Source organism: Pannonibacter sp. SL95, from assembly GCF_026672425.1.
In the GTDB taxonomy this organism is placed as follows: domain Bacteria; phylum Pseudomonadota; class Alphaproteobacteria; order Rhizobiales; family Stappiaceae; genus Pannonibacter.
The window spans coordinates 1-22,384 of the sequence record NZ_JAPPRC010000002.1; the positions used below are offsets into that span (position 1 = coordinate 1).

Consider the following 22,384-nt stretch of genomic DNA (forward strand, 5'->3'; position numbering starts at 1 on the left):
TCCGGGCTATGCCTCCAGCCTTTGACGCTGAAACAAAGGCTTTTTCGTTTGGTCCCACCTTTTTTCCACGCCGGAAAAGGTGGGACTTTTTGTTCGCCTGCCGTTCCCGGGCACGACCTGCAATCCCTATCCCGGCGCATGAATCGGAGACCACCGTGCGTTCCGTCCACCCCCGCGCCGGGCTGGCTGATTCCGCGTCGCACAGGCCCTCCGAACTGGAGAGCCACATGGCCCTGACCTTGCAGCAGCAACACCGCGCTCTATGACGCGGCATTCACCGCCCGCCCGCGGCAGGCCTCGCCCATCACATCGACCTGATCACACATCCGGCCAGCTGGACCCTCTACAGCGTCGCCGACGCGTTTGCCGCCAGCGTGGAGTTTGCCGTCACACAGGGCTCGCGGCACGCCATCAGTCATCGTGCAACGGCTCTACACGCAGCCACCGCAAGCTGCAGAGTCGAGGAAATCCAGCGCATGGCTGGACCTCCTCTACACCGGACGTGCCGACAGGCGACGTCACCGGATTTGCCCCCGTCCGCCGAGTACGCCACCCTGGTCGGCTGGCACCACGACGCAGCCTGACACAGCCCCGGCGGCACCTCCTCACGGCGCCGCCGGGCTCGCCAAAGCGGGTGCTCAAAATTGGCAATGATCAGCTGCCAACCCCGCCCGGCGGCGCACCCTCCGAAATCGAATAGGTTACGGTCACCGGCATCGTGAACCGGCCGAATATTCGCGCACCTCCGGCGTATCAGTAAGCTGGATCGACAGAATTACTCATCCCTGCAGCCCGGCCATCAACTCAGCCAGGCGCGTAACGTCACAGGCGAACATGTCCTTGCCGTAGTCGGCACCGCGCCGGAATACGGCGGATCACAGTAGCCAGCGTACCCGGCCGGTCATAGCGCGGGATGAACTCCTGAAACGGCAGGTACTGATGATGACGCCCGAGAGCCGCTCGCCATGCAACCGCTCGAGCATGTGTGCCAGCGTCGTCAGGCGAAATGACCGTCGACGCCGAAGGTCCGCCCACGAACTTTGCTGCCGAAGGCCGTCCGCGGTACAAAAACCGGGCAGCGCTCGAGATCCGTCAGCGTCGACGGATCGACCGGGTGAGCCGCTCGAACTCGCGCCGGCACTTGTGATCTGAAACCGGAGGCAATCGAGAAACTGCGGATAGCTGCCGCTGCAAGATCCGGAACAGGGTCGTCACCTCGCCGGAAAAATCATTGATCACCCGGCACTCGGCAACACCCGCCGCCGCAGGAACACGCCGCCCATGCCCACGAATGCCTGCATAAAGGCTGTGCTCGACGGCATGATCAGCCGTAAGCCGGCGAGCACGCTTACCCCGATCCAGGCGCAACGGGAGAGACGAGGCTCCCCCAAAGAGATTTGACAAACATGTATTGGCCTTCCTGATGCGCGCGATCTGTGGTCAGCAGAATCAGACCCACGGGTCTGGATCGCGGGGCGATGTATTCAGGCCATCGGTCCGGGGGGGGGGGGGGGGGGGGGGGGGGGGGGGGGGGGGGGGGGGGGGGGGGGGGGGGGGGGGGGGGGGGGGGGGGGGGGGGGGGGGGGGGGGGGGGGGGGGGGGGGGGGGGGGGGGGGGGGGGGGGGGGGGAAAAGGGGGGGGGGGGGGCAGATCGGCAGCACCCCGCGCAGCTTCGCGGCCATGGCCGAGTACCTGCCTGACAGCGTCATCAGTCCCTGACCAGCGCCCAGCTGGCCGAGATGACGCGCTCTGGACCTGCAGGCGATGCGAAGGCGATTGCCGCACGCGAGGCCATCGAATCCGGCCGCGTCTGGGACGCCAAGCGCGGCGTCTCCCAGCGACCTGCCCCGCTGGCGCCTGACTGGCCCGGTGCCCGCCAAAACGGCGGCGGGCACCATGTCCAAACATACTGCGAGGCCAAAGCCATGACAGACAAGGTCGAAATCTACTGCGACAGCAACACCCACGGTGCCTTTTTGCCAAGCAAGGCGACAGGGTTTACCGTCCCGTCCCACTCACCGGGTGGCCAAACGGCGCTACGAGGCGCCCTGCGCGGCCATGGTGCAGCGCCTCATGCGCCACGGCATACGCGGATGGGCTTCTATGGCCACGGCTGGCTGGTTGAGGCTGTTCGGCATTCCGCGCACATGGTCGCAGTGACCAGGCACTGACAACAAAACAGCCCGCTGTTTCCGGGCGGGCTGTTCGCTTGGGCATGAGCCCAACCTAAAGAAAAACTAGGTTTCGATCCAACACGACAGCGTTAGCCACCGCGACATTGGCATGTGCCAAGGCACATACTAAAGAACAACTAAGTTTCGATCCAGCGCGACAGGCAGGACCACCGCGACACCGCCAGCCCCATGCGCTGACCCCTCAACCATACGATGCACCTCAGGCCCCGTCAACACGCGAGCAACATGACCATGCATTCCAACCTCGCCCAGGCGCTGATCATCCGCGCCATCGCCCGCGAAGACGCCGAGCGCGCTCTGATCGGCGCCCCCTCGCCGCCCTGCGCCAAGCAGGTCGCCGTCGGCGAACACGCCGACCACCCGGCAGCCCTGACCGCCGATGCGGTACGGCAGGAGATCAGGAGCCTCGGCGTTTGCGACATGCCCCCGGCGACCGACCTGGTCGCCACACTTCTGGAGACGCTGTCGCAGCGCCTTGGAGGCAACGGCTATAAATCCGCCTGGGAGGCCATCGGCATCAAGCCCACGCGGGGCCGGGACCTGCTCGCCCGCTCGGCCGGCGCCGTTGACTGGCCGATCTGGAAAACACTCCGGGATGCCGCGCTGGCGGATTGAGCATCGCGGGCGAAAAACTCCCGCATCCACAAATCGCCCCTTTACAATGCGGGATTTCCGCTCTATATTCTGACCATGGCAAGGCGATGACGCCTGGGCCGAATGTCAGAGGAGACGAAATTGACCAACGAAACCGCGTTCCGCTTCGCAGATCATCTCAGCACCCTGTGCGCCGCGCTCGGCGACGGCTGGGGGTGGACGATTGATGCCGAAATCCCGCACTACGGGCAGGTTAACAGCCCCGACGGGATTGTGTTCACCGCCGTCCATGACGCCAACAAACGCTCCGTCGGCCTCTATCTGACGCCCCCGGCTGATCACGGCCGCCCCATGTCGGTGGCTGACTGGCTGGGCGAGAACACGTTTGGCGCGTCGATTGCGCCGTCCTGGTCGGAGTCCTCGACGGCAGAACTGGCGGCAGGCCTCGTCGAAGCGGCCCTCGGCGCGTGCCACGACTGCATGCGGCAGATCAACGAGCGCAAATCCCACGTCGAGGCAGAGCGCGGCGCTGTTAACGCTATTGATGCCGACCTCGCTGCTCTCGGATTTCTGCGGCGCGGTTCCGGCCATAACGTGAGTTCGTGCTGGGTCGTCAAAGCTGGCCGGCCGGGATCACCGAACCGAGCCAGCGCGACTGTCGAGTTTGAAATGTTCAGCGAACGGGCGACGGCTGATATCACGATCCCGCGCCAATTCGTTCCGGCACTTTGCAATTTCCTCGCCGACCTCATGGCCCGGAATCGTAAGCTAACCAACCGAAAAGCCCTCCTCTCACAGGGGGGGGCAACAAACCCGCTGCGCTGGCCTGCGGCCGCCGGGCTGAGAAATCTCAGGCCTGACGGCGCTAGGCGCAAAACCCCGCGTGTGCGAGGAACGCAGTCCGCACCACCATTCGATACGGATCATCCCCGCGTGTGCGGGGAACTTAGTCCGCGCTGTGATGCGATACGGATCATCCCCGCGTGTGCGAGGAACTTAGTCCGACCCACAACCAGATACGGATCATCCCCTCGCGTGAGGGGATGCCGCATCCTATGCGCGCAGTTTGCGCGGTGTCAACTCCGCCCCCGCCACAGCCCCAACACATCGCGCGCTGTCGCCAGCGGGTCCCTGCTTGCCCGCAGCGCGAACGCAGCCCAGTTGCGCCCCGTGAGCGCCAGCCCCGCCGCCACCGCGTCCGACCAGGTCGGGTCGAGCGACAAAAACTGCCGGATCGGCTCGGCGAAAATCACCGCCGCGCCGAGCCCTGCCGCCACCGCCAGCAGCCGCCCCCACAGGGACAGGTCCCGCTGCATCAACGCGCCGAGAACGGCAAAGGCGAGTATCATCAGCCATTTGGTCAGCGACGCGTGGGCAAGCCATTGCCCGATCAGATCAATCAGTTTCACCGCATCGCTCCTGTAAAGTGTCAATTCGCGCCAGCGACAGCACCAGCCGGTCGCTCGCGTGGTCCATATCCTCCGGCTCCCAGCTGACAGCCGCCAGCAACGGCCGCAGCTGTTCGCAGGCCAGCGCCCGGTCAGCGCCGCGCGGCTGCCGTGCTGACGAGCGGCGGCCCGCTCGCGCAGCCGCTGGCGCAGAGCGTCAAGGCCCCCGCCACCAGCCACCATCTGATCAACCGTCCATCTCGCATCCCGCACCTCCTCGCGCACAGCCTGCGCGGCCTGCCCCCGGCCCTCGGCCCGGGTGAGACGGATCAACCGCCAGCGATCGAGGAGCTGGTTAGCAAACGCGGCCAGCACCTCGGCTAGAATCGCCCACACCGTAGCCATCGGCTCAGCCCTGAGACCGCCCGACAACACCGTCGCCGTTGAGATCCGCACCGAGCCGCGCCTCGATCATCTCGACGAGCCGCCCCCGGTCGATCCCGAAATAGGTCAGCGCCTGCGGCACCGCCGCCATCGCATAGCGCGCGGCCTCGGCCACCATCTCGTTGCGGAGATCCACCGTCAGCGGCCCGGCCGTCACCCTGCCAACCTTGGACCGGGCGAAATCCACCGCGTAAAACAGCGCGTCCTGCAACCGAGCCCGCATCTGCTCGTCGAGCTGCATGTCCGCGCGATCCTCAAACACGGCAATCGCCCGGCGCAACAGCCAGAGCAAAGCGCCGGCCAGCAGCGTCAGGCCGATCTCGATCACGGGCGCCGCCATCGGCGACAGGTCGACCACGGTCGAGGCCGCAGCCGGGTTGAGGGCAAGCAAAAGCAGGCCAGCGCCGAGCGCCAGCGTCATCATCATGCGCATGTCAGTCTCCTGGGATTGCGAGGCGTCACGCCTCGTTTGTGGTCACCTGACCCTCAGCGGTCAGGGCGACAGGACCGGTCAGCGGCAGCGGCACCGAGGCCGGCCACCGGAAGCCGAGCAGCCGATCGCGGGCGATGCGGGCAATGCTCACCATGTTCGATTGATTGCCGCCGAGAATGTGATAGTGCGTCGCGTCCTCGCCGACATAGAACCCGACGTGTCCGGACGAGCCCGTCCGCGAGCCGCGCCAGAACACTGCCACCGCGCCGACAGACGGCCGCGCCAGCTTCACGCCGAACGTGAGCCAGTTGCGGGCGAGATACGGATTGGTGGGCAGCACCTCATTTGTCAGCGCCAGTGCAAGCGAGGTCTCGACAAAATCCCCGCACCAGGGCAGCCGCGACGGATCGCCCAGCGTTTTGCCGTCCGACCGCAGCCAGGCCATCAGCCCGCCCCGGTTGCGCCGCTCATGCAGCCCCATTTTGGAGCGGGCGACGGTCAGCCAGGACGGCTCCAGATCGCCAGACACCGGCCCCAGCAGCGCACGACGCGTCACCGGCCCGACGATCCCGTCCGGCGTCAGGTTATGCGCTGCCTGAAACCGCACGACAGCCGCGCGCGTGCGCCGCCCGGGAATGCCGTCAATCGCCCCGGGCCGAAAGCCCTTGGCCTCCAGCGCCCGCTGGATCTCTTTCCAGTCCATCTCGATCTCCATAAAAAAAGGCCCGCCGAAGCGAGCCAGAAGGTCACATTGTGTGCGGGATAATCAGGCGACGATGTCCACCTCGGTCAGCGTCCGCAAATCGTAGTCATCCCCCATCCACTGGGGGAACACCCGCTTGCGCAGGCTGTCGAGCGGATAGCTCGGATTGAGGTAGACGACATAAGGCAGCCCCTGCCGGGCAAGATCCGCATCCGCAGCGGCCACCAGTTCCGGCAGGCCGGTCAACAGATGATCCGCACGCACCGCCAGCCAGACGCCGGGGACAATGATTTGAGGCGTCAGCTCGTAGCCCTCGTCGTCAAACGTCGCATCTTGAGCGTAGACCGTGACACGAACAGCCGTGATCTGTGCGCCGTCAAACGTTCCAGACTGCGGACGGATGGACAGGTCAGCCAGAGTGACCGGCTGACCCTCGTTAACGAGCCCGAGCGCGGCAAGGTCCACCGCGTCCGGGCCGGAGTAATGCAGGATGTGGTCAATCGTGATCATGACGCGGCCACCGCGATAAAGAGGTTGAGCGCTTCAGCGTCGGACAGGGCAAAGGCCCCGACTGCGGCGATGCGGATTTGTGAATTGCACTGTGTCGTCCTAGCTGTGTCGCTCCCGAGAGCAAACTGGCTGGCCCCCGGCAGCGGCACGACGACGCCTGATCTTGTCACATGTGCGTCAGAACCCACTTTCGTCCAAGTCGTGCCGTCGGGGCGAATTGTCGAAACAACGGTTGTCTCTGTGCCTGCCCAGACACTCCCCGTGTTTGTAATTGTGTTGTTTCCACCCCCCTCAAGAACACCTATCCCCAATGTGCCATTCGCCCTCAAGAACATTGAGACACGCCTGTTGGCTGCCGCACGAATTTCAAGCAGCGTTGCGAACGATGGCGCAGAAGACAGCGGAACGCCGCGCCAAACCACCGTAAGCGGCGGATTAACAGCCAGCCCCGCATCCGCAGCTGGGACGACAATACTGTCCGGCGCGACTGTGCCAGACCCGAAGGGCATCAGATATGCCGTCTGGGTTAGCTGCGGCGCGGCGATATCGAATGTCACATCGACCGCCGCCCCATTTGAGGGCGACATGGTAATTCTCATCCGCCCGAATGCCGCATCGGCTGCGCTGGTTAGATTGACATTGAACCGAGTCAGAACTGGCGTCGCATTGAGCGTGACTGTGTTGGCCAATGTAACAGACACGGCCTGAGCTTGGTCGGCCCTGCGTTGCGTGAACCCGAACTCGCCGGAAGCCGGGAACGCTCCAGCCACCACACCCATGTAGCCGGACACGTTGTACGCCGCGCTTGGCAGGATCGCAGGCGAAGATGCGGCTCCGGGCTGTAAATTCAGCTCATAAAAGCCCCCGTTCGACGTGCCCGAAACTCGAAACCGGATGACCGGCAGCCCGTTGACGGTGGAGACGCCGACAATCTGCGTCGTCATCCCGTGCGACGTGTTTACATACCAGCCGGTCGGCAACGCACCGCCCGAACCAACAACGCCGACAACAGCGCCTGTCCCGAGTGGGTTAGGGATCAGGTTCGTCCAGCCTTCCCGGCTGTCGTAACCGCGATCAGTCACGGCCATCACGCCGTTAGCGAACTCACGGGATACCCCGGCGCTGTCCTCAGCACGACGCGCAGACGCACGCGAGTGATACAGGCTGTCAATCCGCGACAACCCAACTTGTTGCCGGTTGAGCTGATAGCGCCCGGCCCGGAAATCCAGCGCCAGCTGAAACGGACCCATCCAGGCAGGCGCCTGCCGCGTCACCGCCAGCGGCCCGAGCCCCAGTTTGATCGCACCCATGCCGCTCACCACAGTGCCACGATGGCCGCAGCCGTGGTGCCGGTCGCACGCACCTGCCGCACCCGGATCGGCAGCAACCCGCTGGCCCCGGCCAGCGTCACCGTCTGGCCGCCCAGCATCGTCACCACCAGGTCGCCAGCCGACCCAACCCACAGCGCGCGCGACGGCACAGCCAGCGCGTTTGCGTCATGCGGCACCACCGCCGCCGCATTGGTCGCCGGGCTGTCCGGCGCCAGGGAATAGCTTTCAAACGGATCACTCATCGGTCAGCTCCTCAGGTGCGAAAATCGAATGTGGTGGCCGCCAGGATGACCAGCGGCGCGGTCGAGACGACGAAAAACGACACGGTGTCGATGGCCCCGGCCGCAGGCGACAGGATCGGCGCGCCGCCGGCAAACCGCCACGCGCCGGACCAGCTCAGCTGATGCCCCCCGGCCCCGCCCTGCGTCAGGATCAACAGGCCGGACTGGCCAAGCGCCGCCCCGGTGGGGTCCATCACCGCCCGCGACCCTGTCAGTGTAAGCGCGAAGTTGAGACCCGAGGATAAGTCCAGCGTCACCGCGGCCCCTCTGTCACGGCCACCGGCGCAAACGTGCCGGCAATCCAGTTGCTGACGGTCACCATGTCGGCGAGCGCAGCCGGGAAATTGATCACATGCCCGCCGTCATCGAAGCCGCGCGGGTTGCTCGCCGGCTCATAGTCGCCGGAATTGTACTGCGCGAGGCGCGTCAGCGCGCCCGCCACGGCTGCAGGTGTCGTCATGCCAGGATCTCCGTTATCTCAAACCCGGTCGCCGCGCGGCGCCAGTGCGCCAGCGTCAGCGCGTCCATGCGCGTGATGCGGCCAAGGATCGCCCGACGTTGCATGCGCACCGGCCCGTCAGCCGGATCGGAGATCACATGCACCTCGTCGGCATAGCCCGCCCGCGCCATCACATCGAGCACGTCGCCGAACGCCTCATCATCGGGCAGATGATCAAAGCCGAAACGGCAGATCCGCGCGCCGCGCCGCGCCCGCACATGCTGCCCACCGCCGAGCAGCGGCGAGCGCCACGTGGCATCCTCGACCTCATGGCCATTGCCCTGCACCGCGACCCCGGTCGACGGACGCCAGGACCGTCCGAGGAACAGCCGCCCGGCCTCGACATAGCCCGCCGGGTTGACCACGTCCGACAGCTCCAGCCGCCAGCTGCGAGCATTGACCCGCGCGGCAAACACATGCACCAGCCACAGCGGCGGCAGCGCCGAGCCATCCGTCAGCCCGGACCAATAACGCGGCGCATCCCAGCCGAGCCCCGCCCGGTCCGCCGCCATCGGCTGCAGCCAGCCGCTGTCAAACACCTCGTCGGTGAGCGCCCCGGCATAGCCGCGCAGCCGGTATCGATAGGCCGCCGTCAGATTGGTCGGGCCGAGCAGCCACGCCGAGAGTTTGCGCGGGCGCCCGAGATCGACGGTCATCTGCGTTGCCGCCTCGGCCGCCGACGTGCTGCGCGCCACCGCCGCCAGCGGCAGCCGCTGCAGGTTGGCAAGCGGCAACGCGGCCGCCCAGGAGCCGCCGGACAGCGTCGCGCCGTCCGACCAGGGATCATAGGTCAGGATCATTTGTCACCCGCAGTGGTATGTGCAAGCGATCCGCCGCACCTCGTCCGGATTGGAAAACGTCGCCGCCTCGCGCGCCTTGGCGACGGTAAAGGCCCGCATCACGCCATCGCCCTGCCGCTGGCCGGCACCGGGCAGGCTCGACGCGCAGAGGAGATCACCCGCCGCGATATCCCCGCCCCGGCCGCAGACATTGATCAGCCCCTCGCCAAGCGAGTTGATCACCAGCCGGTCAAACCGCTCCGCGCAATAGTCGCGCAGCGCCGCCGCCTGCTGCGGGAATGCGGCCATCATGGCCCCCGCCTCAAACGGTACGCGACGGCTGATCACGCCATAAACACGTGGATCGGCCACCGTATCGGCCAGCGCATTGACGCCGACAGCATCGTCAAGGCCGCTGCGCATCAGGATGCGACCCGTGTCGATGACGATGTCACCCGGTCCGCCCGCCGACGCGCGCTCGAGGAAACCGTCATGCGACCCGGTAAACGGTGCGATGGACCCCACCTCGCCGTAAACCGCAAACCCGCCCGATGCCCATGCGGCACGCCGATCAACCCCGACCCGCCGCCGCTCGCCCGGCCACGAATGCCGTGATTGTTGCCCGAGCCGCTGGACCCGGTCACGATCAGCGCCGGCTGGAATGCGTAGCTGGACGAAATGTCCGCAAATCCGGTCAGCTGCAACGCCCCGCCGGAGGAGCTGTTCTGGAGCCGCACCGCTGGCGTGCCGGATTCGCGCGCGACAGACATGACCACATCGCCCGAATAGGTCTCGCCGATGGCCGCCACCTGCGAGCCGGACGCGCTGATCACCCGCAGATAATTGTCGCTCGCCGACATGGTCACGCGCCGCCCGCTCGTCGCGGTCTGCACCGTGGCCCCCGTGATCGTGACGCCGGTCAGCGAGCCCGCCGTGACCGTACCGAGATTGGCCGTCAGCGCCGACAGGCTCGACACACTCATCTTGTCCGCCGTCACCGAGTAGGCCGCGATCTTGACCCCGGTCACCGCGCCATTGGCCAGCTCGGTATTGCCGACAGATCCGGGCGCCAGCGCGGTCGAGGTTGTCGCCGCACTCACCCCCGCCGTCGCCGAGGCCGGAAACCACGGCCCGAGATTGCCGCTGCGGTCGCGCGCCCGCGCCCAGTAAAACCGCGTTGCCGAGGTCGGCAGGCCCGTATGCGTCAGCTGCCCCCTGCGCCCTCAGCCGGCTTTCGCCGCGCTCGCCCGGTCATTGACGCTCGCCGCCCAGATCTCGACGGCCGCCAGTTGCAGATAGGGCAGCACGTTGCCGTCACTGACCGCCACCGCCAGCGTGATTTGCTGCGCCCCGCCGGCTGCCGTCAGGCTCGTTATGGTGATGTCCGGCATGTCGTCAGCCCCACAGCGTCAGCGTCACGAGCCCGTCGCGCCATTGCTCGCGCCGGCCGATCACAACCATGTCGCGCCCGGCCTGATAGCCGAGCCGTGACAGGACGAGCCGGACGCTCACCCCCAGCCGCGCCGCGCCGACCATCTCCGCTAAGCACATCCAGCGCGACCAGATCACGCCGGACGCTGTAGAGCGCCAGCCGCCGCGCCGCCTCGGCGGCAGCAGCCCCCACGTCCGTCAGCAGCGTGTCAAATGTCAGCTCCGGCGCCAGAGGATGCCGGCTGCGCACCGCAGGCGCCTCGGCAATCACGTCCAGCGCATCGCGCGCGAGATCTGCCCGCAGCTCCTGCGACAGCATTTCGGCGACATCGCCCGCCTGGTACTGATGCCAGTGCCGCCGGTGCCGCAGCACCACCCGCCACGCTGGCAGCCCCTCGCCCGGATCGCTGACGCGCAACAGTCGCAGCGATCGCGCCTCGATCTGCCCCTCACCGATCTGCATCACTGGCACACCGGGCGCCGCCAGCCGCCCGACCTCGATTGCCCCGGTCGGCGCGGTCAGCAGCCACCCGCCGACGCTCGCCAGCACGTCCTGCATCGCCGCCAGTCCCGACCGCTCGTCGCCAATGAAAATCCCGGCCTCGCCCGGAGCTGCCGCCGCCAGCGCCGCGACCGACACCGCGTCGACCGACGCGCCGAGCCCCATGCGGATGAGCATCCGCTCGACCACGCGCGCCGCCGACCGATCCGCCAGCGCCGCGCCCTCCACCACATCCGCCGTCACCGTGCGATACGGCGCAGCCCCCAGCCGGAACAGGCCGAGCGCCCGGCACGTGCGATAGCGCCCGCCAGGGATCACCGCTGCCGCCAGCGCGGCGAGGCTTGCCACGTCGCCGTCATCGGTGAGCGGCACGCCCGCGTCAAAAACGCTGATCGCGCCCACCGCCCCGTCATGCACCTGATAGATGAGATTATGCGGGTTGACCGAGACCGCCGGCACCTTGAACACCCGCCCGAACACCAGCGGCCTGACCTTGCCGGCCAGATCCGCCCCCCGTCCGCGCTTGCCCCCGCCGCCGCCGTCGTGCCGCCGTAGCGCGCGCTCTGGATCGGCTGGTCGAGATCGAGCCGCCGGTCATAGAGCCGCAGCCGCAGGCTGGTGAGCGCATCGCTGGTCGCGTCCACCGCCTCCATCGTGCCGGTAAACAGCCGCTCCGCCGCTGCGAGCCCGAGACGCGGATCGGCAATCCGGTCGATCCGGATCGCGCGCCCGTCAAATCCGTCATCAAGCCAGCCGTCCAACGCGCCGTCCGCATTGGAGAGCACCACCTCGCCCGCCGTCACCGACCCCGCGCCGAACGTCCGCCCCGCCCCGAACAGGCTCGCCTCGATAAAGCCGGGATCGGAGATCCGTGGCTCATAGAGCGTGTTGGCCGGCACCTCGGCAGGACCGCTCGCCCGGCCATGCGTCGACAGATAGCGGGTGACAACAGAGCCACCCGACCCGGCATCAGACCAGGCGTCCAGCGTGATCAGATACTCGCTCATCGAGCCGCCCTGCCCATGCCGGCCAGCCGCCGCTGATCCTGCACCGCTCGCGTGGTTTCGAGCGTTGCGTCAACATTGGCCTTGGCCCCGGCCGCCACGACCCCGGCCAGCCGGTCCACGTCCTGCCGCAGCCCACGGATCTCGGCCGCCACCGCGCCCGAGTTGTCATTGGCCTGGAATGTCCCGGCCCGCATCTGCGCCAGCTCGCTGGCATAGTTGCGCGTCGCCAGCACCGGCATCACGAACTCGCCCGGCATCAGCATGCGCGGCACGCTGTCAACACCGGCAACCCCGCCACTGACCAGCCCGCCCGCCGCCATGCCCGGCAACCGCAACCGCGCCGCTTCCGGCGAGTTGACGATACCCGCCTGCACACCGGCCATATCGCCCCCTTTGCCGAGGTAATCGAGCCAGCCCGCAAGGCCCGCAGCGTCCGGCTCGCGCCCCAGCACCGACAGATAGAGATTGCGGATCGCCGCCTCGCGCGAGTTGGCGATGCCCGACGCCACGTCCTTGATCGAGCCGCCCCCGGCAAGATGCTGCTGCCAGCTTACCAGCCCGCCCGCATCCGCCTGCCGCCCGAGCAGGGATTGATACAGCGCCTGGATCGTGGCCGTGTTCTGGGCGGCCTGCATCGCCGCCAGCTCGCGGATCGCCGCCGCCTGCGCACCCTCGGCACTCGCCAGCGCCGCCATCGCCGCATTGAGCCCGGTGATCGCCGCGCCGACCGATAGCACGCTGTCATTGATGTCGATCAGCGCGCCAACCTGCGTCTTCAGGGTCGCAAGCTGCTGCTCTGCCGCCGAGACCTGCGTTTCCGCACTCGCCAGCGCCGCTGCCAGTTGCTGGTCAACCGATTGCCAGATTGTGGTGTAAGCCTCGGTCGAGCCATAGTAAGCTCGCGCCTCGTTGAGGTAATCGCGGCTGACCTGCTCCAGCCTGCCGAGCGCATCCTTGTCGCCCTGCCCGACCTTGGCCAGCGTGTCCTGATAGGCCGCTGCCGCCGCCTGCAGTTTTTCCAAGGGCGACAGCGGCGAGAGCTGCGCGTCCAGCCGCAACTGCGTCCGGAACGCCTTGATCTGCTCGGCAAAACCGCCCAGCGTCGCAATCGTCTGTTCCAGCTCCGAGCGCTCGGCCTCATACGCCGCCCGCAGCGCCGCCCGCGCCTGATCCGCCGCCGAGCGCGCATCCGCCACCTGGTTCGACCCACCCGCCCCTATCAGCCCGCGCAGCGTGTCGGAAACCGCCGGGAACACCTCGGCCAGCGCCTCGAGCTGCGCTTCCGTGAGACCCGAGGTCGCCGAGATCTGGCCGAGCGACAGCTCCAGCGCCCGCAGCGCCCCGGTCGCCTCAAACCCCAGATCCGCCGCCGTTTTCAGCCGCTCGTTATAGAGCGTCAGCGCCTCCTCGATCTCGCTGTAATAGCCGATCCCCATGGCGCCGGAGATGCTGCCCCGGATGCTTAAGCATAGAGCCCGCGCGCGCCCTCGCCCAGTTGCGTCGCGGCCTCTGCCGCCGCTTCCGTCAGGCTTTCCAGAGCGCGTTTGAGCAGCCCGTCCACAACTCCGGCCGCCTCGCCGCTCGCCGAGGAGACGGCCTTGAGCGCATTGCGATAGACCTCGGCCCGCTCCGCCATGCGGCAGGCTGTCCGCCGCCCCCTTGGTGATCGAGGCGATGGCCGCGTCGAACTCCTCGAGCGCAAGCGCGCTGTCGAGGCCGAGAAGCTTTGTATCCGCCAGCCGCTCGCCGAGCGTCTTGACCGCATCATTGAGCTGGTTGATGTAGCCTTGGTCGGTGAGGTCATTGATCGAGCGCCGGATCTCGTCAGCGAACTCGCCGCGGAGCTTGTCCATCGCCGTTTTGACCGCATGGTCCACCGAGGCCGCGGCCTCGTCCGCCGACATCGCCAGCCTGATCAGTGTCTCCTCGAGGCCGACCGCCGAGCCCTTGATCTCGTTGATCCGCTCGGCGACATCGCTCATCGGCTCGACGCCGGTCACCAGCGAGATCGCGTAGCGCTGCGCCGCATGCTCCATTTCGGAGATGTAGGTGTTGACCGCATCCGGATCGAGATCGTTGCCATAGTCCCGCAGCCGGTCGAACATGTAGCGTGCATCGTCGACCCAGCCGGTCAGCTGGTCGCGCGCCTGCTCCATGTTGTCGACGGCATCGAAGAACGCGGTATCAAACCCGAAGCCCAGGTTGAGATTGCCGAGCGCAACATCGCGCTCCTTGCGGAACGTCTTTTCCAGCAGCGCGAAATACTGGCTGTGCAGCTGCTCCAGCTCGCGCTGCAGCCCCTTGTTGCCCGCATCGCGCGCCATGATCTGGTACTTGACCGACTGGTCCGTGTATTCCGTATGCCCGTCGCGGAACTCGCCGATACCCCGGCCAGCGCTCATCTGCTTGAACTGGTTGATGGCGCCCATCGACGTCGCCAGCTCGCGCTGCGCCTGCAGCCGTTTTTGCTTGGCCTGCGCATTGCCGCCGAGAATGCCGCCGAACAGCCCAAGCCCGCCGCCGACCAGCGCACCAATCGCCCCGCCCACCGGCCCGAAGGCAAGACCTGCAGACAGCCCGGACAGCGCACCGCCCAGCCCGCCCATGAGCGGCGAGCCGGACTGATAGCCCATGCTGAACGCGCCAAGCGCCCCGCCAAGCGCCTGGCCACCAGCCGACATCAGCCCGCCAGCCCCGCCCTGCGCCAGCGCCCCGAAAATACCCGTCGCCGCGCCCGTGCGCGTGCCACGCATCGCCCCGGCCTCGACGGCATCGGTCAGCGCCGCCCCCGGCGAGCCCTTCAGCGCCGAGCCCATATCCTTGAACGCCTCGCCCGAGAACAGCCGGTCGATGTTCTGATAACCGATATCGGCAAACTTGCTCGTCACCTTGTCGAGCAACTCGTCGAAGGAGTCGAACCCGCCCTCCATCAGGTCGCGGAACACATCCCCGAACCCGGACGAAAACGCGTCGCCGAAATCCCGGCCCATGTCAGCGCCAAGCCCTGAGAGCACACCGCCCTGTTCCAGCTCGTCGATCCGCGCCCGCACGGCGATCACATATTCGGGCGGCAGATCCTCGCCCGTGGCAATCAGCGCTGCCAACGCCTCGCGCAGCTCCTGCGCCTCTTCCGCCGCGCGCAGCCAGGGCATCTCCTGCTGCGCCGTGCGCTCCACAAGCCGCCGATAGTCGTCAACCGACTTGACCGCGTCCTTGACCTTTTTCCCCGCTCCGCCCGCCTTGCGGCCCTTGTCTTCGAACGCTGCCGCACTGTTGCCGAGCGCCTTTTCCAGCGCCCGGCTGTTCTTCGCCAGCAGATCGTCAATCTCGGCCTGTTGTGCGCCCGATTTAACCAGCGCCCGGATGCCTTCCGCCCGCTCCTCGAACTGCCGCCGGATCTGCGCCGCCGCCCGCTCCTTGGCCGGCATCTTGTCGATCAGTGTGTCTTTCTCGATGCCGGCGAGTTCGCGATAGGCCCCGGCCACGCCGGTAATCTCGCGCTTCTGCTCTTCGAAGCGATCCATCAAGGCCTGGCTGGCACCGAGCGCGTCCGGCATGAACGCCGCCGCCTCAAGCCCCTTGTTCAGCTCTTCGCGCGCCTTCGCCAGCTTTTCCTGCGCACCAATGGCCGCCTGCATCCCGGGCAGCGCCGCCGACAGCGCCCGCATCGAGGCTGCATAGGCGTCAACCGCCGCAGCCGCCCCGGCGAACTGCCCCGCCGCACCCGCCGCCGCATTGCCCGCCCCGGCAATGGCCCCGCCAGCGCCGCCCGCCGCGCCCTGCACCAAATTGAGCGCCGCCTCGCCATCGCGGACACTGCGCTCCAGATCGGCAACCTGCGTCGTCGTGCGCAGCGCCTGCTCGACCAGCGCGACCAGCGCCGCATTGCCGCTGTTCTCCGAGCCGAGCCGCGCCAGTGCGTCGCGGAACTGGTCAATCCCGATCCGGCCCTGGTCAAAATCATCGGCGAGCTGACGCAGCGCGCCGCCCTGTTTAAGAAATTCGTTGAGCGGATCGTCGATCCCGAGCTGCACCCGCCGGTCCGCCCGGCGGCCCATTGCCGTGCGCCAGACATCGAGCGCCGCATTCAGCTCCGCGCGTGCCGACTCCAGCTGGCTGCGCTGTTCCTTGAGAGCCTCACCGACCTCGAATGCCGCCATGTCGCGCGAGGCCTGCGACAGTTTTTCGACCTCGGCACCGGTCTGGCCATAGGCCTCCCGCAGCCGGCGCACCGCCGCCTCGAGGCTCTGCGTCGCGGTTTCGGTCTCGCTCGTCCGCGTCGCCCAGATCGCCACCCCAGCCGTGATGGCGGTAATGCCGAGACCGATCGGTCCGCCAAAAAACGCCAGCGTGCCGCGCAGCGCCGACATCGTCGCATTAGCCGCCCGCGCCCGCACCGTGCTCTGCGCCAGCTCGTCCGACCAGCGCGCCATGCTGGCCGTCGCCCCGTCGACCGCGCGCTCGGCGGTGCCCACATCCCTGTTCAGCCGGGCGAGCGTACCCGCCGCCGCCCCGTTTGCGACCGCAAGGTCTCGCCGCGCCTGCGCCGCCCTCAGCGTTGCCACCGCATTGACGCCCTGCGCCCGCGCATCCTCGAGCGCCGCCGCAGCATTGGCCCGCGACGCCGCGACCGCCTGCATCGTGCCCTGGACATAGTCCGTCACCGCGCCGATGGTCCGCCCGGCGAACACCGCAGCCAGCGCGATTGCGGCCATATCCGCATTGCGGGCAAGCGGCACCATCGCACCCGCCGCGCCCTCGAGCGCCGATCCCAGCGCTCCGCCAAACCCCTCAAACGACGCCCGGCTCTCCTCGAGCGCCGACGCCGCATCATTCGCAAGCCGCGAAATCGCGTCCGACAACCCACCCCGCCCGATGGCATCCGCCGTCAGCTGGATCTGGTCATCGAGCGCAGACAGCGCCCCGTTGAGCCCCTGCATCTGCTCGCGCATGGCCCCGGCAAACGTATCCGTACCGATTCGCCGCAGATAGCGCTCGACCTCGTCGGCGCTGTTGCGCACCGTCGTCGTGACGCCCTGGAACGTAAACGCAACATCATCGCCAGACTTGCTGGCCTTGACGCCAAATTCCTTGAGCCGCTCGAACTCACCAGTTGTGGCATCCGCAATGGCCTCGACCCACTGCATAAGGTCCTTGCCCATGGCCGAGGCCGTGTTGCCGTAGCTCTCCATCGCCACCATCGACGGATCGAGCCCGAGAGCCTTCAGCTTGATGAACGCCTCGGTCGCCTGCGCAACCGAGAACGGCGTCGTCCCGGCAAATCGCTTGATCTCCTCAAATGCCGCCGCGCCGGCCGCGGCCGATCCGGTCACAGTCTTGAGCGAGGCCCGCAGTTTTTCAAACGACGCCGAGGTCTGCACGACCCCGTTGATCAGTTGCGTCGAGCCGAGCGCCGCCATCGCCGCAGAGACGCCGAGAAACGCTCCCTTCAGCCCCGCCAGCGCCTGCTGCTGCTGCTGCATCGCGCGCATGTTCGCAGCCCAGACCCGGGCCGACTGGGCCGACGAGCGATTGAAATCGCCCGTTGCCCGGTCGACCTGGGCAAGCCCACGCTCCGCCTTTCGCGAGAACGCGCTAATCTCGGCATCCGCCCGGCGCAGCTCGCGCTCAAACCCGGCAATATCCGCCGCGAGCACAACTTCCATCGAACGATCAGAATCACCGGTCATGTCGTCTCCGATGCGGCCCGCGCCGCGATCATGCCGTTATGCGAGCTGGCAAACCGCATGAGCTTGCCAGCCACCCCGTCGCCGCCGGGCGGCGTCGGCGCTGGCGGGAACACCGCGCGCAGCACCGACGAGATCAGCTCATGCCGGGCGTCAGCAGCCCGGCGGATGTGGTCGAGATTGGTGTCGAGCGTTTGAGCCGCCGTCCAGCCGAGGTGCCCGGTGCCGAGGTCGAACAACCGGTCCAGATACTCGGAGACGGCGGCCGCCCTCACTCCGGGTCTGCGTCTCCGTCATCCGGCGCGTCGGTTTCGGCAGCCGCATCCGCATCGCGCCCGCCTGCGGTCAGGTTGCGCAAGAACTTGATGGCGGCCTCGCCATACCCGGTGAACAGACCACCGGCGAACACCTGCGGCTCGATCTCGTCAATCGTCTCCTGCAGCCGCTTTGCGTTGAGCCCGGCCGCCAGGACATAGGTCAGCGCCGCGAAGTCCTGTTGCACGAACTGCTGGTAGACCTGGGTAAAGCCGCCGAACTTGGAATTGATCTTCCGCGCTGCATCGAGCGTCGGGCGCAGCACGCGCTCGCGCCCACCGAGCGTGATGGTCACCTCGCCCGAACTGAGACGGTCGGTCATTGGATTTGCTCCTGTTATGTGGCTCAAGGAAAAGGACCGGCGGCACACTCGCCGCCGGCCAGTTGGCTGCCGACCGTCAGGCGGCAGCCGGGACGATCAGAACCGTCGTGTTGATGGCCATGGTGACCGAGCCCTTGACGATGGCGTCGGCATTGCCGACCTGCGTCGTCAGTTTCGTCACCGCCGCGTGAAAATAGAAAATGGTGTTTTTCCCGGTCGGAGTCGGCTTGTCGTCCAGCTCGATCCGGATCGCGTAGTCGGCATCAGCCGCAACCGCTGCAGCCAGCGCCACCTGGCCAGCATCCGCAGGATCACGCCCCAGCGTCAGCTGCAGATCGCCCGCATCAAAACTCGTCTTGAACTTGCGGACGCGCCGATTGTTCAGCGCCGTGAAATTGGCAAGGCCGACATTGTCGCCGAACTCGCCGATATCCTCGACCTCGCCGATCTCGGTCCAGGGCGTCAGCGCCGCGTACGCGGTCGGTGTGGTCGCGGCCGTGGTCGGGCCGATGGAAATGCGCGCCCCTGCGCCAGTCTGTACTGCCATTGTCGTTGTCTCCTGTGGACACGAAAAAGCCGCCTCGCGGGCGGCAGAAACCTCCATCTGGAGGATTGATCGGCGGCAGGCGCCGCGTATGTCAGAGTTGCTCGGTCAGGATTTCGAGGCTCATCTGCCCCATGAAGGTCAGCCCATCCGGCTCCGGGCTCGTCGCCTCGGTCAGTACCGTGCACAGCACCACCCGGCCCGAGACGTTACCGCTGTCGTCGGTGAGGTCGCCGCGCCGCCGGTGCAGCCCGCCACGGATGCGGCCCATGATGCGCAGGCACTCGGCCTGTCCGCTGTAGGCCGACCAGACCGACAGCGTCACCAGCCAGCGCCGTTTGAGATCCGTCAGCCGGTCTTGTTTGGCCGCGACCACCCGGCTGATCTGCACATAGGGCAGCGCCTGGCCGGGCCGCGCCACATCGTACACCGGCACAGCCGGCAGCGGCGGCACCGCGGAGAGCGCTGCCGTGAGCCGCTGGTAGACCCAGCGATTGACCTCGGTTGTCATTTTCTGGTCCGCGATTTGAGCGCCGCCCCGGCGGACAGCACGCCGCCGGTCGCCCGGCCGATCCGTGCCGCGATGCCCGGCGCGTTGAGATCCAGCGCCGGCCCCATGAACGGGCTCGCCGGCATCGGCGGGATGTTGCGCTCCGCAGAGCCTTTGGTCCCGAACTCGATGAATTGCCAGTAGAACCGCTCACGCGCGGCTGTCCGCGACAGCAGCCCGATCCGCGCCCGTAAGCCGTCGCCATCAACCTGCGCACTCAGCGCCGCCGCCAGATCACCCGTGCGCACCGGTACCAGCCCGCGCATCGTGTCGAGCACGTCCTGCGCCCCGGCCTCGATCTCCCGCGCCACCGCCACCCGCACCCGCCCCGGCATCCCCTTGACCGCCGCCCGCACCCGGCCAACGCCCTTGATCTGCGACTTGGTCATGTGGTCACACGCTCCACACCGAGGGAAATTTCGGCAACCGCCCGTCCCCGATCCGTCACCGATATGACGCGGTAGGACGCTCCCGCGATCACGACGCGGTCATTGACTGCCGCCTGCCGCGTGCTGGCACTGCGCCGCACACGCACCTCGCCGCGCACCGGATCGGTGATCCGGCCCGCCTCGCGCCGCTCCCGCGTGGTCTCGAAAACCACATGGGCTGCACAGGCGCTGATCTGCACCGGCACCTCGGTCGCACCGCCGAGCCCATCCGGCACCCGGTCGAGGCGACTGATCACCACGCGCTGATCCATCTGCCCCGCGCGCATCAGAGGCTCCTCCAACGCAGCTGGCGGATCAGCGCCGACGCACCGCCCGGCATTTCCAGCGGCGACGCGCCCACTACAACGCCCTCGCGCAGCATGTCGAGCGCACCCACCCGCAACTTGACCAGCAACCGCGCCGCCGGCAGCCGCTCCTCCGGCAGGGCACAGAGATAGTCGACGCGCCACAGCGCCCCGGGCTGATACGCCGCAAGGCTCGGCAGATCGACCCAGGCGCCGCGCGCGTCACGGCCCCAGGCAGGACCAGCCACCAGCGTTGCGGTTGCCCCTTCGATCACGCGCAGGCTGACCTCGGTCACGTCAGGCAACGCCAGACGCTGCAGGCCAGCCTCGGCAAACTCCTCCCGCCAGCGCTGCGGCAGGATCACCCGGCCGAGCGCCCCGCCCGGCCCTTCAAGCTCGGAGACAACCGACGCCTCGAGCGCCGCCAGCGTTGCGTCATTGTCGCCTGGCTCATACCGCAGATGCTCGCGCAACTCGGCCACGCTGACGACCGGCCCCGCAGGAGCCTCGATCCGGACCGCCGGCATCACACACCCGTCTTGCCTGCCCGCTTGGGCGATGACGCGGCAGCCTCGTCGTTCTGCGCGTCGTTAGCGCTGACCTGGTCCGGCTCGCTCTGATCCGTGTCATCCCCACCACCAGCATTCGGGTCATCCGCTACATCGACACAGCCAAGCGCAATGGCTGCTGCCAGCAGCTCGGGCGGGCATTCGCCGCCAGCCTCGATCACCACCGGATAGATTTCCCCGGCCCTGACGCCCTCGAACGGCTTCGTCACAATCGGCATCGCTCATCTCCTTGGAAAGGCGGCGGGCGCACACCGCGCCCGCCGGGATCAACGTCAGGCCGCCACGCGGTGATAGCGCATCCACTCCGGATTCCAGAGCCCGCCGCCGACGCGCCTGGTCGTGTAGAACAGCACGTATGGCTTACGCGTGTAGGCATCGCGCAGCACCGAGACCCCGGTCCGGTCGAAAATCCGGTACGCCTCCGCCATATTGCCGTAGACAATCGGGATCGCATTGGCGGCGACATTCGGCAGACCGGACAGCTCGCGCACGGGCTCGCCGTTGAGCGTGGCCGGCTGACCCGCCTGATAGGACGGCTGCCAGAGATAGTTGCCATCACCGTCCTTCAGCTTGCGGATCGCGCGATACGTCAGCCGGTTGGCATACAGGGCTGCACCGGCACGCCGCTCCGCCGGCAGGCTGGTCGTGAGGTCGATCAGACCATCGGAGGTGAGTGCCGCAGCCGCACCGGTCTTGATCTCCTCGACCGCTCCGAGTGGATGGCGCTGCGCCGCCGGACGCGCCGCCTCCGCAGCAGCATCATAGTTGAGCAAGCCGGTCGGCTTGTTGACGCCGTCGCCGGAGATGAAGGCGACGCCCTCCTGCCGGGCAAACTCGGTGTTAACCTCGCTGGCAAGCCATGCCGCGATGTTGATCTCGCTGTCCTCGAGGATCTGGTTGGTCGCGGCCGGCTGAGCGTAGATCTCGCCAAACGCAAAACCGTACTCTGCCAGCTGGCTGCTGTTCGTTTCAGGCCGGGTAGCCGTTTCCCCCACCCAGCCCGAGGACGTCCCGCCGATGTTGTAAAGCCGTTTGAAGCCGCGTCCGGTGACGGTCTGCACAGCAGCGAACTGGCGCATGGGAGAGATCAGCACCAGCTTGTCAGTGATCGTCCGATCCCACTCGACCGGCGCGGTGTAGCCACCGTCCGAGTCAGAGCCGACCGAATAGGCCGCCGAAACCCCCTGCACGCGCATCGCCGCCTTGACCGCATTCTCGTCGACGCGCCCTCGCACAAACGCATCAAACGTCTGCGCGTAGGCCCGGTCTGCCTCAGTCATCACCGCCGGTGCGCCCGGCCCGTGATCCCGGGCAGCCGCTCGGATCGCCTGCTGATCGAGCGCCGCTTGCAGCTCGCCGACCTGAGCGTTGATGCGCTCCAGCTTCTCGGCCGTCACCACGTCGGCATACTGCGCCTTGATGCCAGCCAATTCCTCGGCGTGCGTCTTTTTGAACTCCTCAAACGCCTGACCCAGCTGGGCCAGAACCGCATCAGGGCCATTGCCCTGCGCGCGAGCGAACAGGATGCCGCGCTGTCCGGCGGCGCTGGTATGAATAGTCATCTTTT

General features: G+C 67.4%; 26 protein-coding genes. 2 read left to right on the top strand and 24 right to left on the bottom strand.

Going from position 1 to position 22,384, the window contains the following annotated elements; translation table 11 throughout:
• Nucleotides 1–1,739 precede the first annotated feature (1,739 nt).
• Nucleotides 1,740–2,171: a hypothetical protein gene (locus OVA12_RS00285; RefSeq protein WP_268133656.1), complete on the top strand. Its 432-nt coding sequence runs from the start codon at nt 1,740–1,742 to the stop codon at nt 2,169–2,171.
• Between the two features lie 249 nt (nt 2,172–2,420).
• Nucleotides 2,421–2,810 (top strand): hypothetical protein, encoded by a 390-nt coding sequence (locus OVA12_RS00290; RefSeq protein WP_268133657.1) that lies wholly within the window; start codon nt 2,421–2,423, stop codon nt 2,808–2,810.
• A 105-nt stretch (nt 2,811–2,915) separates the two neighbouring features.
• Here the strand turns inward: OVA12_RS00290 and OVA12_RS00295 are convergent, their stop codons facing one another.
• The 24 genes from OVA12_RS00295 to OVA12_RS00410 form a co-directional block, all read right to left on the bottom strand.
• Nucleotides 2,916–3,380: a hypothetical protein gene (locus OVA12_RS00295; protein WP_268133658.1), complete on the bottom strand. Its 465-nt coding sequence runs from the start codon at nt 3,378–3,380 to the stop codon at nt 2,916–2,918.
• A gap of 485 nt (nt 3,381–3,865) precedes the next feature.
• The gene (locus OVA12_RS00300) at nt 3,866–4,582 is read right to left on the bottom strand and encodes a hypothetical protein (RefSeq protein WP_268133659.1); all 717 of its coding nucleotides are present in this window, start codon (nt 4,580–4,582) and stop codon (nt 3,866–3,868) included.
• A gap of 4 nt (nt 4,583–4,586) precedes the next feature.
• The gene (locus OVA12_RS00305; protein WP_268133660.1) at nt 4,587–5,054 is read right to left on the bottom strand and encodes an inadl protein; all 468 of its coding nucleotides are present in this window, start codon (nt 5,052–5,054) and stop codon (nt 4,587–4,589) included.
• A gap of 25 nt (nt 5,055–5,079) precedes the next feature.
• Entirely contained in the window at nt 5,080–5,757 is a 678-nt protein-coding gene (locus OVA12_RS00310; protein WP_268133661.1) for an NlpC/P60 family protein, read from the bottom strand.
• A gap of 63 nt (nt 5,758–5,820) precedes the next feature.
• Nucleotides 5,821–6,267, bottom strand: a complete 447-nt coding sequence (locus tag OVA12_RS00315; RefSeq protein ID WP_268133662.1) for a hypothetical protein — start codon at nt 6,265–6,267, stop codon at nt 5,821–5,823.
• Nucleotides 6,264–7,577 (bottom strand): hypothetical protein, encoded by a 1,314-nt coding sequence (locus OVA12_RS00320; protein ID WP_268133663.1) that lies wholly within the window; start codon nt 7,575–7,577, stop codon nt 6,264–6,266. Before OVA12_RS00320 ends, OVA12_RS00315 begins: the two co-directional genes overlap by 4 nt.
• A gap of 5 nt (nt 7,578–7,582) precedes the next feature.
• Entirely contained in the window at nt 7,583–7,840 is a 258-nt protein-coding gene (locus tag OVA12_RS00325) for a spike base protein, RCAP_Rcc01079 family (protein ID WP_268133664.1), read from the bottom strand.
• Between the two features lie 11 nt (nt 7,841–7,851).
• A complete protein-coding gene (locus OVA12_RS00330; protein ID WP_268133665.1) occupies nt 7,852–8,136 on the bottom strand; it encodes a hypothetical protein in 285 nt (94 codons plus the stop codon).
• Nucleotides 8,133–8,339: a hypothetical protein gene (locus OVA12_RS00335; protein WP_268133666.1), complete on the bottom strand. Its 207-nt coding sequence runs from the start codon at nt 8,337–8,339 to the stop codon at nt 8,133–8,135. Before OVA12_RS00335 ends, OVA12_RS00330 begins: the two co-directional genes overlap by 4 nt.
• Nucleotides 8,336–9,178 (bottom strand): hypothetical protein, encoded by an 843-nt coding sequence (locus OVA12_RS00340; protein WP_268133667.1) that lies wholly within the window; start codon nt 9,176–9,178, stop codon nt 8,336–8,338. The genes OVA12_RS00335 and OVA12_RS00340 overlap by 4 nt, the downstream gene beginning before the upstream one ends.
• A gap of 3 nt (nt 9,179–9,181) precedes the next feature.
• Complete coding sequence (locus OVA12_RS00345; RefSeq protein WP_268133668.1) at nt 9,182–9,580, bottom strand: hypothetical protein; 399 nt, start codon at nt 9,578–9,580, stop codon at nt 9,182–9,184.
• Nucleotides 9,580–10,257 (bottom strand): hypothetical protein, encoded by a 678-nt coding sequence (locus OVA12_RS00350; protein WP_268133669.1) that lies wholly within the window; start codon nt 10,255–10,257, stop codon nt 9,580–9,582. The genes OVA12_RS00345 and OVA12_RS00350 overlap by 1 nt, the downstream gene beginning before the upstream one ends.
• 123 nt (nt 10,258–10,380) lie before the next feature.
• The gene (locus OVA12_RS00355) at nt 10,381–10,548 is read right to left on the bottom strand and encodes a hypothetical protein (protein WP_268133670.1); all 168 of its coding nucleotides are present in this window, start codon (nt 10,546–10,548) and stop codon (nt 10,381–10,383) included.
• Nucleotides 10,530–11,558 (bottom strand): hypothetical protein, encoded by a 1,029-nt coding sequence (locus tag OVA12_RS00360; RefSeq protein ID WP_268133671.1) that lies wholly within the window; start codon nt 11,556–11,558, stop codon nt 10,530–10,532. The genes OVA12_RS00355 and OVA12_RS00360 overlap by 19 nt, the downstream gene beginning before the upstream one ends.
• 535 nt (nt 11,559–12,093) lie before the next feature.
• Complete coding sequence (locus tag OVA12_RS00365) at nt 12,094–17,787, bottom strand: DUF4214 domain-containing protein (RefSeq protein WP_268133672.1); 5,694 nt, start codon at nt 17,785–17,787, stop codon at nt 12,094–12,096.
• Nucleotides 17,784–18,059, bottom strand: coding sequence for a hypothetical protein (locus OVA12_RS00370; protein ID WP_268133673.1), 276 nt, complete (start codon nt 18,057–18,059; stop codon nt 17,784–17,786). The genes OVA12_RS00365 and OVA12_RS00370 overlap by 4 nt, the downstream gene beginning before the upstream one ends.
• Nucleotides 18,056–18,421 (bottom strand): GTA-gp10 family protein, encoded by a 366-nt coding sequence (locus OVA12_RS00375; RefSeq protein ID WP_268133674.1) that lies wholly within the window; start codon nt 18,419–18,421, stop codon nt 18,056–18,058. The genes OVA12_RS00370 and OVA12_RS00375 overlap by 4 nt, the downstream gene beginning before the upstream one ends.
• 76 nt (nt 18,422–18,497) lie before the next feature.
• Nucleotides 18,498–18,968 carry a phage tail tube protein gene (locus OVA12_RS00380; RefSeq protein ID WP_268133675.1) on the bottom strand — a complete coding sequence of 157 codons (471 nt, stop codon included), beginning with the start codon at nt 18,966–18,968 and terminating at the stop codon, nt 18,498–18,500.
• Between the two features lie 91 nt (nt 18,969–19,059).
• Nucleotides 19,060–19,476, bottom strand: coding sequence for a DUF3168 domain-containing protein (locus OVA12_RS00385; RefSeq protein ID WP_268133676.1), 417 nt, complete (start codon nt 19,474–19,476; stop codon nt 19,060–19,062).
• Entirely contained in the window at nt 19,473–19,904 is a 432-nt protein-coding gene (locus OVA12_RS00390; RefSeq protein WP_268133677.1) for an HK97 gp10 family phage protein, read from the bottom strand. The genes OVA12_RS00385 and OVA12_RS00390 overlap by 4 nt, the downstream gene beginning before the upstream one ends.
• A complete protein-coding gene (locus OVA12_RS00395; protein WP_268133678.1) occupies nt 19,901–20,230 on the bottom strand; it encodes a phage head completion protein in 330 nt (109 codons plus the stop codon). Before OVA12_RS00395 ends, OVA12_RS00390 begins: the two co-directional genes overlap by 4 nt.
• The gene (locus tag OVA12_RS00400) at nt 20,230–20,775 is read right to left on the bottom strand and encodes a hypothetical protein (RefSeq protein WP_268133679.1); all 546 of its coding nucleotides are present in this window, start codon (nt 20,773–20,775) and stop codon (nt 20,230–20,232) included. The genes OVA12_RS00395 and OVA12_RS00400 overlap by 1 nt, the downstream gene beginning before the upstream one ends.
• Entirely contained in the window at nt 20,775–21,035 is a 261-nt protein-coding gene (locus tag OVA12_RS00405; RefSeq protein ID WP_268133680.1) for a hypothetical protein, read from the bottom strand. The genes OVA12_RS00400 and OVA12_RS00405 overlap by 1 nt, the downstream gene beginning before the upstream one ends.
• Nucleotides 21,036–21,089: 54 nt before the next feature.
• Nucleotides 21,090–22,379 (bottom strand): phage major capsid protein, encoded by a 1,290-nt coding sequence (locus tag OVA12_RS00410; RefSeq protein ID WP_268133681.1) that lies wholly within the window; start codon nt 22,377–22,379, stop codon nt 21,090–21,092.
• Nucleotides 22,380–22,384: the final 5 nt, after the last annotated feature.